The sequence below is a fragment of the Salinicola socius genome (assembly GCF_001937195.1).
In the GTDB taxonomy this organism is placed as follows: domain Bacteria; phylum Pseudomonadota; class Gammaproteobacteria; order Pseudomonadales; family Halomonadaceae; genus Salinicola; species Salinicola socius.
The window spans coordinates 280,235-292,798 of the sequence record NZ_MSDO01000001.1; the positions used below are offsets into that span (position 1 = coordinate 280,235).

General features: G+C 61.0%; 15 protein-coding genes. 7 read left to right on the forward strand and 8 right to left on the reverse strand.

Annotation, left to right across the window (positions count from 1 at the left end):
* The first annotated feature begins 6 nt into the window (after window positions 1-6).
* Together BTW07_RS01245 and BTW07_RS01250 are read left to right on the forward strand one after the other, a co-directional pair.
* Window positions 7-867, forward strand: a complete 861-nt coding sequence (locus BTW07_RS01245; protein ID WP_075568320.1) for a M90 family metallopeptidase — start codon at window positions 7-9, stop codon at window positions 865-867.
* 177 nt (window positions 868-1,044) lie between these two features.
* A complete protein-coding gene (locus BTW07_RS01250; RefSeq protein ID WP_144076777.1) occupies window positions 1,045-1,467 on the forward strand; it encodes a hypothetical protein in 423 nt (140 codons plus the stop codon).
* A gap of 335 nt (window positions 1,468-1,802) precedes the next feature.
* On the opposite strand, the gene BTW07_RS01255 is transcribed toward BTW07_RS01250, so the two are convergent.
* Together BTW07_RS01255 and BTW07_RS01260 are read right to left on the reverse strand one after the other, a co-directional pair.
* Window positions 1,803-2,117: a hypothetical protein gene (locus tag BTW07_RS01255; protein WP_075568322.1), complete on the reverse strand. Its 315-nt coding sequence runs from the start codon at window positions 2,115-2,117 to the stop codon at window positions 1,803-1,805.
* Window positions 2,118-2,354, reverse strand: a complete 237-nt coding sequence (locus tag BTW07_RS01260; RefSeq protein WP_075568323.1) for an addiction module protein — start codon at window positions 2,352-2,354, stop codon at window positions 2,118-2,120.
* Between the two features lie 312 nt (window positions 2,355-2,666).
* Here BTW07_RS01260 and BTW07_RS01265 point away from each other — a divergent pair, with 312 nt between their 5' ends.
* Complete coding sequence (locus tag BTW07_RS01265; RefSeq protein ID WP_075568324.1) at window positions 2,667-3,533, forward strand: sirohydrochlorin chelatase; 867 nt, start codon at window positions 2,667-2,669, stop codon at window positions 3,531-3,533.
* Between the two features lie 39 nt (window positions 3,534-3,572).
* On the opposite strand, the gene BTW07_RS01270 is transcribed toward BTW07_RS01265, so the two are convergent.
* The 3 genes from BTW07_RS01270 to BTW07_RS01280 all read right to left on the reverse strand — a co-directional run bounded on the left by BTW07_RS01270 (window position 3,573) and on the right by BTW07_RS01280 (window position 5,302).
* Window positions 3,573-3,917, reverse strand: a complete 345-nt coding sequence (locus BTW07_RS01270) for a hypothetical protein (RefSeq protein WP_075568325.1) — start codon at window positions 3,915-3,917, stop codon at window positions 3,573-3,575.
* Between the two features lie 7 nt (window positions 3,918-3,924).
* Window positions 3,925-4,221: a YciI family protein gene (locus tag BTW07_RS01275; RefSeq protein ID WP_075568326.1), complete on the reverse strand. Its 297-nt coding sequence runs from the start codon at window positions 4,219-4,221 to the stop codon at window positions 3,925-3,927.
* 196 nt (window positions 4,222-4,417) lie between these two features.
* A complete protein-coding gene (locus BTW07_RS01280) occupies window positions 4,418-5,302 on the reverse strand; it encodes a LysR family transcriptional regulator (protein WP_075568327.1) in 885 nt (294 codons plus the stop codon).
* Window positions 5,303-5,414: 112 nt separating this feature from the next.
* On the opposite strand from BTW07_RS01280, the gene BTW07_RS01285 reads away from it, so the two are divergent.
* Window positions 5,415-6,197: an alpha/beta fold hydrolase gene (locus tag BTW07_RS01285; RefSeq protein ID WP_075568328.1), complete on the forward strand. Its 783-nt coding sequence runs from the start codon at window positions 5,415-5,417 to the stop codon at window positions 6,195-6,197.
* Between the two features lie 131 nt (window positions 6,198-6,328).
* Here BTW07_RS01285 and BTW07_RS01290 read toward each other — a convergent pair whose 3' ends face one another.
* Entirely contained in the window at window positions 6,329-7,264 is a 936-nt protein-coding gene (locus BTW07_RS01290; protein WP_075568329.1) for a LysR family transcriptional regulator, read from the reverse strand.
* A 154-nt stretch (window positions 7,265-7,418) separates the two neighbouring features.
* Between BTW07_RS01290 and BTW07_RS01295 the strand changes: the two genes are divergently transcribed.
* Together BTW07_RS01295 and ltaE are read left to right on the forward strand one after the other, a co-directional pair.
* Complete coding sequence (locus BTW07_RS01295) at window positions 7,419-8,402, forward strand: MBL fold metallo-hydrolase (protein WP_075568330.1); 984 nt, start codon at window positions 7,419-7,421, stop codon at window positions 8,400-8,402.
* Window positions 8,403-8,733: 331 nt separating this feature from the next.
* Window positions 8,734-9,744, forward strand: coding sequence for a low-specificity L-threonine aldolase (ltaE, locus tag BTW07_RS01300; protein ID WP_075568331.1), 1,011 nt, complete (start codon window positions 8,734-8,736; stop codon window positions 9,742-9,744).
* A gap of 14 nt (window positions 9,745-9,758) precedes the next feature.
* On the opposite strand, the gene BTW07_RS01305 is transcribed toward ltaE, so the two are convergent.
* Both BTW07_RS01305 and BTW07_RS01310 read right to left on the reverse strand, forming a co-directional pair.
* Complete coding sequence (locus tag BTW07_RS01305) at window positions 9,759-10,193, reverse strand: hypothetical protein (protein WP_075568332.1); 435 nt, start codon at window positions 10,191-10,193, stop codon at window positions 9,759-9,761.
* Window positions 10,194-10,245: 52 nt separating this feature from the next.
* Window positions 10,246-11,121: a LysR substrate-binding domain-containing protein gene (locus BTW07_RS01310; RefSeq protein ID WP_075568333.1), complete on the reverse strand. Its 876-nt coding sequence runs from the start codon at window positions 11,119-11,121 to the stop codon at window positions 10,246-10,248.
* Window positions 11,122-11,310: 189 nt separating this feature from the next.
* Between BTW07_RS01310 and BTW07_RS01315 the strand changes: the two genes are divergently transcribed.
* Entirely contained in the window at window positions 11,311-12,552 is a 1,242-nt protein-coding gene (locus BTW07_RS01315; protein WP_244158285.1) for a TauD/TfdA family dioxygenase, read from the forward strand.
* Window positions 12,553-12,564 lie beyond the last annotated feature (12 nt).

Here is a 12,564-nt window from a genome sequence, read left to right on the forward strand (position 1 = left end):
CGTGACATGAGTGCCTGGAAAGACGGGGAAAAGAGCGGGTGGCAGGGCTGGTGGAAAGCCCGGCGCCAGGATTGGAAGGATAGCCGGCGCGACGCCAGGAAGCGGTCGCGCCAGCCATTCGACCCAGAGGCGTGGCGGACGATCCGCCACGGCCTGCCACTGCTGGCCGATCTCGACGACAGTGATGCCGAATGGCTCGGCCCACGCGCCTGGCAGCTGCTGCAGCGCAAACGCTGGGGCGCGGGTGACGGCGTCGAGTTCGACTCATCCGCCCTGCTCGCCATCGCCGCGCAGGCTCAACTGCTCACCCTCGGCTGGTCGGACCGCGACGCCAGCGCCGCCTTCGACAATGTCACCGAGATCCTCCTGCTGCCGGACGCCTTCCATCGCCACGTCGAGGAGATGGACGACTTCGGCGTGATGCACGAATACGTCGACGAGCGCGCCGGGGAAACCTCCTGGCGCGGCCCAGTGGTACTGGCGATCCCCGATGTCGCCGAAAGCGGCGACTACACCGGCTATAACGTCATCATTCACGAATTCGCCCACAAGCTCGACCTGGGCAACTCGCAGGATATCGACGGCTTCCCCCCGCTCGCCGCCAACAGTGATGTCACCGCCCAGGAGTGGCATCGCGTTTTCACCGCGGTGTGGGACGACCTGCAAGCCCATCTCGAACGTGGTGAAGAAACGCCCATCGACGACTACGCCGCCACCCACCCCGGCGAATGCTTCGCCGTCTGCTGCGAACTCTTCTTCACCGCCCCAGATCAGTTAGTCGATGTCTACCCCGAGCTTTACGACCTGCTGAAGCGGTACTTTAGGCAAGATGTATTGGGGCGGTTTGGGGGTAATTCAAAGACCTAACAAAGTGGATTCGGCGACGGTGTCACAACTTTGGCTCATTCCATAAAACGGCATTGGACTTCCTGGCAACGCCAGACACTCGAGGATGTCATGGAGTTATCAAAATCTCAGATAGGCAAATGCGGAGAGTTTTTAGTTCAGTACCGTCTACTTCTGTGCGGGATTGAGTCTGCTCCCATGACCACTGATACCGGCGTGGATCTCGTCGCGTATTCCCCTAAGGATGGGGAGGCCCGAACGATACAGGTAAAAACTAATCATAAGGCAAAACCAGGTGGTGGCTCTGGTAAATCAGCGCTTGACTGGTGGTTGCGTAAGGATTCCCCTGCTGAGTTAGTAGCGTTCGTTGATTTATCAAGCGAAAAAGTCTGGCTCATGACCCATTCGGAAGTTGAGCAATTCGCTCAGCAGCGGTCCGGGAGCCGCCTTCATCTGTACATGTATACGGACCCGACAGCGCGTCCGAGAAAAAAGGATCGTCTAAGTCATCAATGGGAGTTCAATCGATTTCTTCTCGAAAACTATGTGCACATCACGTTTAGTATTCAAGCCGCCATTAAAACCAACCAGCCTGCTAAATTTTACAAAACAGGCGCTTGAAAAATCGCCACTTAACACTCGAGCTAGAAAAACAAAGAACCCAACATCTACTCATGATTTACGTGAATTTAAATTAATTCACTACCTTATCGTAAAGCCACGCAATAATTCCTATTACATAACGCCCGATGGCCGCCTAAACTCTTCCCGCCAAGCCTTGGCATGTCGCGCCAGGTCGGCAGGAAACCGCCCCAACTCCAAGGCGAGATCGAAGAAGCCTTGGGCCTGCAGCCTTTCTTTCGTTGGCTGACGACCAATGCGGCGATGAAGGGCCGATCTTCGCCGGGCGCACCCGCGCATCAAGTTATCCAATGCCTAGGCCACGCTAATACCTGTTAGGACCTACTGCGTCCTAGCCAGTAGCCAGGCTTTCGGGAGTGGTGAGCAAAGGCGATAACGACGGTTTCTTCCGGCAACTCGATCGCGACAACGTCAAACGGGAAGCGCTCCAAAATCAGTCTCTTTGCACCGATTTCGCCAGCTTCTTCCGAGAGGGGAGATAAAGGAATGAAATTTTCTTCAATGACGTCAATGGCAGCTTCAATAGCAACGAAAAACTCTGTTCCGAGTCCAGGTTGCTCGTATTCGTACCAAGCTGCAGCCTCGATCGCTTCCTGAGAGGCTTCTTCGAGTATTCTTACCGTTCGCACTTACTGGCCCAGTCTCGCCCGCATCTTGGTTCGGAATTCTTCGCGACTGAACATTGTGCCCTTGCCGCTTTTGGCCTTGGATGCACGGCGAACGATTTCCTCGTTCCAGGCCTGCTCAACGGAGTCGTCACGGGGCCCATCCAGGCTCATGATGAGTTCGCGAGCCAGCGCCGCGCGTTCTGACTCGGAGAGAGTCAAAATCTGGGAGCGTAGGTGATCCAGCGTTTCGGTAGTCATGACGCCTCCGCGAGTAGCGATAAAGTTATGCTATGCCGTCTGATAAGCCCTAACAAGGCCAGTCACGGAAACGGCATTGCGGTTTCACATTGATGCCGCAGCCGCACGTGCTCAGTGGCATTATATTCACATCACCTAATCCGGCCATTCAAAAGGCTACCCACTTTCCCGATAGGGAAAACCAGAGCGCCATCGGCCCACCGCTTTGCTATTTTTCCCTATCGGGAAAACCCGGTTATGCTGGTTTCGTGTCGGCTCGTTTTGCCGCGAAAGGCTTGATTGGCCACCCATCTGCGCCAGCTTTGAGGTTCCATGCGAAAGATTCTGCTCGTCGACAACGGCTCCCTGCGCCCCAAGTCAACGCTCAACCTGCGTCGTCTTGCCGAGGCCTTGAGCCAGGCCACGGGCGAGGCGGTCGAGGCTGCATCGCTACTCCACTCGTTCAAGATTCCGCCCGAGCAGCTCGGCGGGCAGAAGGCTGTATCCGTGGGGCCGCTGGCCGAACGATATGCGGCCGAGGGCGTGACGGAGCTGCTGATCCTGCCCTTCTTCTTCGGGCCCAGCCAGGCGCTGACCCGCTACCTGCCGGAGCGTCTGGCCGAGGTGCAGGCCAGCTACCCGCAGCTGTCGGTGAAGGTCGCCCCGCCGCTGGTCGATACGCTGCTGGCGCCGGATCTGCGCCTGGCGCGACTTCTCGCCGACAACGTGCGCGAGCGCATGGCCAACCTGTCGCAGCCCAAGGTCGTGCTGGTCGACCACGGCAGCCCGATCCCAGAGGTCACGGCGGTGCGCAACTATCTCGCCGGGCAATTGAGCGCGCTGCTGGCCGACGAGGCCGAGTGTGTGACCTTTGCCTCCATGGAGCGCCGCGAGGGCGAGGCCTACCGCTTCAACGAGCCACTGCTGGAGACGCTGCTGGCCTCACCGGAGCTGGCCGAAGGCGACGTGATTTTGTCCATGCTGTTTCTTTCCCCGGGCCGACACGCCGGCGAAGGTGGCGATATTGCCGAGATCTGCGCCCAGGCGATGTCACGCGCCCCCGGCCTGAATGTCGTGACGACCCGGCTGGTGGGCGAGAACGACGCCATTCTGGAACTCCTCGCCACTCGCCTGCACCAAGCCCTGGCCGGCGGGCCGCTGCTGATGGAACTGTCGGCGATCGGCGCCAAGGGCACATGAGCCGCGCCTCGGCTTAGGCTGGAAATTGGCCGCGAAGGCCTACCTCGTCGCCGCCAGAACGCGCTCGAACTCCTGCCGCCAGGCCTCAATCTGCTGCGCCGGGTCAGCGGGGAATCGCCTCAGTGCCACCGCCAGATCGAAGAAACCTTGCGCCGGCATGCCTTTCCCGCGGCGGCTGACGACCAGTGCGGCGATGAAGGGACGGTTCCGTTGGGCATCCTCGCGCATCAGGATTTCCAGTGCCTGGGCGACGCGCTGAATGGTGCGCGGCGGCTGCAACCCCAACGCCTCGGCGAGTTGCTGATAGGTCAGCGGTAGCGTTTCGCGAGGCGCCGTCTCGAGAAGATGGCGAACCTGACATCCAAGCGTGGGGCTATCGGTCATGATTCTCTCAGGCGCTCGGATCGAACAGTTTCACTTCGCGAATGTCGACATGTTCCCAGACCCGCCCGGTCATGTAGGGCTCGGTTTCGAGCCAGGCGTCAAGATCGGCGCGGTCGTCGAAACGAAAATGCGCGTTGGAGCCGATCATCTTGCCCTCATCATTCAGGATCGCGCCGCCACTGAGAAACTTCCCCTGCGCGGCAAGCTCACGCACGCCGGCCAGATGCGCATCGCGATTGGCCAGCCGGCGGTCGAGCGCCTCTTCATCCGTGTAGTCGTAAGCCACCACGGCGTACTGTGTCATGCGCTTCTCCTGTCGTTCAGACGTTTTCGAAAATGATTCGCATCATGCGTCAGCCCTACTGACCAGGCAAATTGGCCTTGAGGATAAAGGCTGGACGAGATGACAACAGCCGCGCCAGCGTCTTCAAAAGCCATGCTGACGCACGGAGCGCCGGAAATGTCGGTCAGCCCGTCAGTACGGAAGAAGTCCTGGCTGACTAGTCTTGGAAACCGGATGCCAGATGATCGATCAGGGCGCGAACTCGCACGGGCTGATGGTGGCGATCGGTGTAGACGATCTGCAGGTCGAGTCGTGTCGTTTGGTGATCGTCCAATACCCGCACCAGGCGGCCGTCGTCCAGCGGCTCGTCGAGCGCGAACATGGGCGCATACACGATACCTAGGCCTTCGGCCGCCGCACGAACCAGCAGGGTGATGTCGTCCGAGCGCATAGCGGTTGGGCCGTCGACGGCGTACGCGCGATTGTCACTATCGCTCACCATCCAGTCGCCGGGCGATCGGGCGGCCGTAAATACCAGTCGCGGTAGCTGGCGGATTAGCAAGACATTTTGACGTTCATGAGCGCCGAGCAAGCCGGGCGCGCAGCCAAGGCCCATGCGAACACTGCCGAGTGGCCGGGTATACAACGCCGAATCGGAGAGTGTTCCGATGCGCACGGCAAGGTCCAGCCGGCCATCGATCAGATCGGCGTAACGCTCATCCGTTTGCAGGTTCAGTGTGATCTGTGGATGAGCGCGGCAGAATGCGGTCAGCATCGGCGCCAGCTTTAGGGTGCCGAAGGCGCGCGGTACGCCGACTCGAATCTCCCCGGCAAGCTGGCTGCGGCCCTCGCGTGCTTCGGCGTCCGCCTCGGCCAGCGCCTCCATGATCCGGTTTGATGTCGCCAGATATTGCTGGCCGGCATCGGTTAGCGACAACGCCCGGGTGCTGCGCTGCAAGAGCCGCGTTGCCAGCGTCGATTCGAGCGCACTCAGATATTTGCCAGCCATGGCAGGCGAAAGATCCAACGCTCTTCCGGCGGCGGCGATGCTGCCATGTTCGACCGCCGCGATGAAGACTTCGATTTGTCGGAAACGATCCATGAACCCGATTCCCTCATTTCATGATCGACAGTATTTCATTTTTGCCACATTCCATCGCCTGACGATCTTATTCAGGATAGCGACTCCTCGTACGTGTTGGGAGTAGAAAGAGATGATGATCGAAACAGACAATGCCGTTCTTCATGTCGTGGAGCATGGCGCTGGGCAGCGCACGCTCGTGTTTCTGCATTACTGGGGCGGTTCTGGCCGCACTTGGACGGAAGTGGCGAAGGCACTCGGGGGGCGGCACCGTTGCCTGATGCCTGACCTGCCGGGCTGGGGGCAATCCAGCCTGTCGCGGCGCGGGTATCGGATTGCGGATCTGGCCGATTCGGTTAGCGGGATGATCGACGCGCGTCAGCTTCGCGATGTCGTCCTGGTCGGCCATTCCATGGGTGGCAAGATTGCCCAGTATCTCGCGGGCCAACGGCCGGCCTGGCTGAAAGAGCTGGTGCTGGTGGCATCGTCCCCGGCCCTGCCAATGGATGTTCCGGAGCCTCAGCGTCTTGCCATGCAATCGGCCTATGACAGCCGCGCGAGTGTCGAAGAGACGCTCGATCATGTCCTCACCGCGACGCCCGTCGCCGGGGTGATGCGCGAACGCGCCATTGCCGATAGTTTGGCCGGCGATCCGGCGGCCAAGGCCGCCTGGCCGGCCGTGGCCATGCTCGAAGACATCAGCGAGACGACACGACGGATCGATGTGCCGACGCTGCTGTTGACCGGTGAGTGCGACCGAGTGGATCCTCCAGCCGTGCTCGCCGACCGACTCGCGCCCTTTCTACCGACCCCGGAAATACAGGAACTGGCAGGTATCGGCCACTTGTTGCCGCTGGAAGCGCCGGCGGAAGTCGCAGCGCATATCCAGCGGTGGCTTGACGAGCATCGAGGATAATCCGCGTACTGATCGTGCCTGGCCCCACCATTGGGGCCTTTTCACAGCTGCTTGCCACATACGAGTACAAGGCATGTTTGTACGGCATCGATGGCGTCGCCACCCGGCAAGAAATGCCCCTAAGTGTATGGTTAGCATCTTGTCGCGGAACGATCGCTCATGCCCTCGCTGACTTCAACGACCAGGTCGCGAAACCACCGATGAGCCGGATCGTCCCGCATGCGTGGATGCCAAAGCGCATAAAGCTCAAATGAACCCATCTCCATCGGTGGCGTGAATAGGTCCAACATGGATTCAAACCGCCGGAGAAAGCGGCCGGGCAACGTACACAGATGATCGCTGTCCGCCATGATAATCGGCGCTAGGGCATAACTCTGGACCGATAGACTAACCTGCCGTTTCCGACCCAGCGCCTCCAATGCACGATCCACCGGCCCCGCGTAGCCCCCGCCCTCGCTCGACACCACTACATGCTCAGCGGCGCAAAACTCGTCCAGCGTGACCGGCTGACTTCCCCGTGGATGGCCCCGGCGCTGTGCCGTGACGAACTGATCGGAAAACAGCGTCCGGCCAATCAGGCCCTCGTCTGCCGTCCGGGGCAATCCGATGACCATATCCACGTCCCCGCGATCAAGCGCCGGGGTGATCGTTTCGGGATCCGGCAACACGAACGTAATCCGGGCATGGGGCGCCACTCGCTTCAAGGCCGTAACAAGGTCGGGGCCAAGCATGACGGCAGGGTTATCGTAAGCTGCCAGCACGAATGTCCGGTCGCTTTGTGACGGATCAAAATGGGGAGCATGTCCGATGAACTCGCGCAGGTGTCCCAGGAGCCTGGGCAATGTCTCGCCCAATGCCTGGGCACGTGGCGTTGGCATGACGCCCCGACCCGCCACCGGTACGAAAAGCTGATCGCCGAACAATGCCCGCAGACGGGTCAATCGCCCTGAAAGGGCCGGCTGACTGATTCCTAGACGGTCTGCGGCGCGGCTGACGTTGCGCTCCTGGATCAGGGCTTCGAAGGCCATCAAAAGACCAATATCGATATCATTCAAACGGTCGGGCATGAAAGCACGTCTTTTGTGGAGCCTCGCTCACTTCGAGCGTGGCCATGAGTATTCGTGAGGGTTATGCAAGGTATAACCGGCATCGTTTTCTCGCCAGACCCGCCGGCCCCTATGATCTGTCTCTGACACCTACCTGAAACAGGAAGACAGACCCATGATGATACGTTCACTCATACTTTCCACTCTACTGCTGGGCCTTTCAGCCGCAGGACCCGTCTCTGCAGCCACTACCGCCACTCTGAATCACTCCCCGGGGATCGCCCAACAGAATGAAGGCGCCGATACTTATGCCTTCACTATTGGAAGCGTCCGGGTAACGGCTCTCTCCGACGGCAGCGTACCGCAGAACCTTCACGAGATTCTGCACGGTATCACCAACAAGGAGATCGACGAACGCTTGGCGCAGGCGTACCTGACCAATCCCGTCGAGGTCTCCATCAATGCATTTTTGCTAGAGCTAGGGGACAAGCTTGTCCTCGTTGATACCGGCGTAGGTCAACTCTTCGGTTCAAACCTCGGTGGTCAGCTGATCGAGAGCTTGCAGGCGGCCGGCGCAAAACCCGAACAGATCACGGATGTCTTACTCACCCACGTCCATTCCGATCATATGGGCGGACTAACCCGTGATGGCCAGCGCGTTTTTCCCAACGCGACGGTCCATGTGGGTAAACCGGATGTCGACTTTTTCCTGGATCCTCAAAATGCAGAACAGACCGACTATGACCAGCATTACTTTGACCAGGCTGAAACGATCCTCGAACCCTATGTCAAAGCCGGGAAGATCGACACCTTCGATAAAACTACCGAAGTGCTGCCAAGCCTGACCGCCTTCCTTCATCCGGGGCATACGCCGGGAAGTGCATTCTTCACATTGGAAAGCGAGGGTCAGACCCTTACCTTCACCGGCGACATCGTTCATGTAGTGGCTGTTCAACTCCCCGATCCGTCCGTGACGATCGCCTATGACGTCGATCAGAAGAAGGCGAGGAAAGTCCGCACAGCGGCCTTCGCCGACTTTGCCAAGCATCGGGACCTGGTGGCTGCGCCGCATATGCCTTTCCCTGGCATCGGTCATATTCGCAAGGTCGGAGAGGGCTATGAGTGGGTACCTATCAATTATGGAAACCGAAAAAAGTGAAGGCAACGGAGTAATTTGAAAGTAGACGCTCAGGCTTCCACCTAACATCGCGGTTACGATAGGCAGAGTTTAGATGGAATCTACATCAGATTTTCCCCTCTCATCCTGCCTATCTTATAAAGCGGCAGGTTCACCACACGCCCACATTTGTCGCCAAGCTTGCCGGATGGAAATACCCAGACAGCGAGAACCATGCGGCCGCTCGCGTATCACATCGATCGCGCCGCGCTAGCGACGGTTATGCCCAACCTGAGTCCTGTGCGCACTCGCGGCGTCACGCAATGGAGTAAAGTCACCCATCGACTCCGACAACTTTTACAAGGCTATCCCCATGATCGATCTTCGCAGCGATACCGTCACCCGCCCGAGCGAGGCGATGCGTCAGGTGATGTTCGAGGCACCGCTGGGCGATGACGTCTGGGGCGACGATCCCAGCGTTGCACATCTGGAAGCCTATATCGCCGAGCGTACCGGCAAGGCGGCGGCGCTGTTCTTTCCTTCCGGCACCCAGAGCAATCTGGTGGCGCTGTTGAGCCACTGCCAGCGCGGCGATGAGTACATCGTCGGCCAGCTGGCACACACCTATCGGATGGAGGGCGGTGGGGCGGCAGTGCTGGGCGGCATTCAGCCGCAGCCGATCGAGAACGAAGCGGACGGCACGCTGCCTCTCAAGAAGATCGAGGCCGCGGTCAAACCGATCGATCCTCACTTTGCCCGCACGCGCCTGCTGACACTGGAGAACACCTTCCACGGCCAGGTGCTGGAGGCGAATTATGTCGAAGAGGCCACGACACTGGCGCGGCGTTACGGCCTGGCGACCCATCTGGACGGCGCGCGAATCGGCAACGCCGCGGCCGCTACCGGGGCCAGCCTGAAGGCGCTGTGCCAGCCCTTCGATACGATCTCGATCTGCTGCTCGAAAGGGTTGGGAGCGCCGGCCGGTTCGGTGCTGGTCGGCGCTGCCGATTTCATCGAGACGGCGCGACGCTGGCGCAAGGTGGTCGGCGGCGGCATGCGTCAGGTCGGTATGCTCGCGGCGGCGTGCGAATATGCGCTGGAGCATCATCTGGCGCCACTGACCGAAGACCACGCCAAGGCCGAGCGTCTGGCGGCAGGTCTCGCCGATATCGACGGCATCACGGTAACAGCGCAGGCCACCAACATGGTGTTCGTCGCATTTACCCGCCCGCAACTCGACCCTGCGCATCTGCATGCCTGGTTAAAGGAACGCGACATCCTGGTCGGTGCGCTCTATGCCCCACGCTTCGTAACCCACCGCGATGTCTCGATGGCCGATATCGACCGGGTCGTCGCCGCCCTCGAGGAGTACTTCGCCCGCTGACGGACTCGACGAGCTCAGTCGAGTCGCGTCGACGAGGACGTATTGGGACGGGTTGGCGCAGGCGAAGAAGATCGGGCCGGAGCGTCGTCAGCGCCGCCATCGCCGGCGGGTGCGCCGGGATCGCAGGCACGCCGTGCGGTGGAGACGGTCGACCCGCCATCGTTGCCATGGCAGATCGAGCCACCGCCGCTGGGCCGCTGCTCGCGGGTCTCACGCGGATAGGTGAGCCCAGGGCTGACATGGACATCCAACCGGTTGGGCACATAGTCGGCTCGACCGTCGCGATCGTTGTCCGGGAGTCTCACGCGGTGGCCGGTTTTGGGATCGACCACCGAGACACCGTCGGCGACGGCGGGAGAACCGACCAGCGTCGTGCCCGCCAGCGCGAGGGCGAGCAAGGTCGTTGCCAGCGTGATGCGACGCCTGGCGGGCGTGAAGAACGTTGCCATGGTCCACCTCCGGTAGGATTCGTTACCACTAGAGTGTAGCGCCCGCCAAGATTCAGGGCGGAGATTCACTGGTCTGGGAGAGCCATTCCCACAGCGCCGCAGCGGCAGGCCTGAGCTGGCGACGGCTGGGGCGGACCAGCCAGAACGCTTCATCCGTTGCCATGTCGAGATCGAACGGCGCGACCAGGTCCCGGCTGGCCTCGAGCAGGCGGCGATGCGACAGCGCAACCCCACCGCCATAGGACGCCAGCGCCAGCGTCGTCACGTGCGTATCGCAGATCATCGCCTGACAGCGGTGCTCGAGACCGGCGAATCCTGCCTCGACCAGCCAGCGCGGCCAGCCGGCGGCGAACCCGGCGGCATGCAGCAGCGTCTTGCCGGCAAGATCCTCCGGCGAGTTGAGCTCCGCCGCCAGCGCGGCGGAGCAGACCGGCAGCAACCGCTCTTCCCCCAGACATTCCGCTGTCACGTCGCTCCAGTCGCCATGCCCATAGCGGATCTCCAGATCGGCCCCTTCGGCGCCAAAATCGTCTGCCCAGATGGCGCTGACCAGACGGAGCGTGATCTCGGGGTGCATCCGCTGAAAATGAATCAACCTCGGCGCCAGCCAGGTCTGCTGCATCGCCGGCGTGGCGCGTAACGTCACCGGCGCGCCGGGGCTAGGGCCGAAGACTTCCGATGTGCCCTCGGCCAGCCGGCTGAATGCGCCCTGTACGCTGGGCAGCCAGGCTTGCCCGGCCGGCGTCAGCGCCAGACTGCGCGGATAGCGGACGAACAGCGGCTGGCCGACGCGATCCTCGAGGAGCCGGATCCGCTGGCTGATCGCCGACTGGGTGACGCCGAGTTCGCGCCCGGCCTCGGTAAAGCTCAGCGTTCGCGCCGCGGCTTCGAACGCCTGCAGCCATAGCACCGGCGGTAGTTCCGACATGACGCTCCCAAAAATGATTCGTTGGCCCAAGAGACAAAGCTGGTCATTAGCCAAACTTGGCCTTAGCGGTCAGATTAATCGTTTGTCATGTCACGACGCAATCCGCATCCTAGTGACACGCAATAACACACGTTACTAACACACGTTACTAACACAGATGGCAATTTCAGCCATCGAGGAAGTGCCCTGTTGTCATCCGCTCTTTTTTCATCCAGAAATGCCTTCAACGACGCTCTGACTGCTCGTCAGGGCCAGACTCCCATCGACATGGCCGAACTGCGCCGCTATCGCCAGGGCAACGGCGCCACGGAGGCTGCGCTGGCAAGCGCCGTCCAGCAGGCTCGACGTCTGACGCTGACCTGGTCGGATGGCCGAACCGGCCAGTTTCCGCTGATGTGGCTGCGCGATCACTGCGCCTGTGATCAGTGCCGTCATCCGATGACGCGTGAACGCCTCTACAAGCTGCTCGATGATCCCTTGTGGGAGCGCTTCGCCTCTGACGAAGTGCTGGCGTCGTTCGAGTTCGATGTCGATTCGCTGACGCTGATCTGGCAGGACGACCACGTGTCACGCTTCGACGCCGGCTGGCTACATCAGCGCTGTCCAGGGCAGGAGCTCGCGACCTTGCTGCCGACACCGACCCCCTGGCACCAGGGCTTCACGCCAAGCCACGTCAGCCATGCCGATTTCGTCGGTGGCGGCGATGGTCGCAGCCGCTGGGCCAGCGCCCTGCTGCGCGACGGGCTGGTGATGCTCGATCAGGGGCCGTGCGAGCTGGAAGAAGTGTCGCGTATCGCGGAGAGCATCGGGCCGATGCGCTCGACCAACTTCGGCGGCCGGTTCGACGTGCGCTCGGTTCCCAATCCAAACAACGCCGCTTACACGGCGATCGGTCTCGAGCTGCACACCGACCTGCCCAACTGGCGCCAGCCGCCGGATATCCAACTACTTTACTGCCTCGAGAACGATGCCGAAGGTGGCGAATCCAGCTTCGCCGACGGCTTCGCTGCCGCCGAAACCCTGCGGGTGGAAAACCCCGAAGCGTTCCGGGTGCTGTCGGAAACACCGATCGACTTCCGCTTCCAGGACGAAGGCCACGATATCGCGGTGCGCGAACCGGTCATCGATCTGGATGCCGAAGGCCGCCCCTGCGAGATCCGCTTCAACAACTGGATCCGCGATACGCTGAGCCTGCCATCGGATCGGATCGAAGCGTGGTATGACGCCTATCGCGCGCTGTGGCAGATCCTGCGTCGCCCGGAAGGACGCGTGGAACTGACGCTCGCTCCTGGCCAGATGGTCGCCTTCGACAACCGCCGCGTGCTGCATGGTCGCAACGCCTTCGACCCCAACACCGGCAAGCGTCATCTCCAGGGCACCTATCTCGACCTGGACATGCTGCAATCACATCTACGGGTGCTGTCGAGATGAACCGGACAGCGT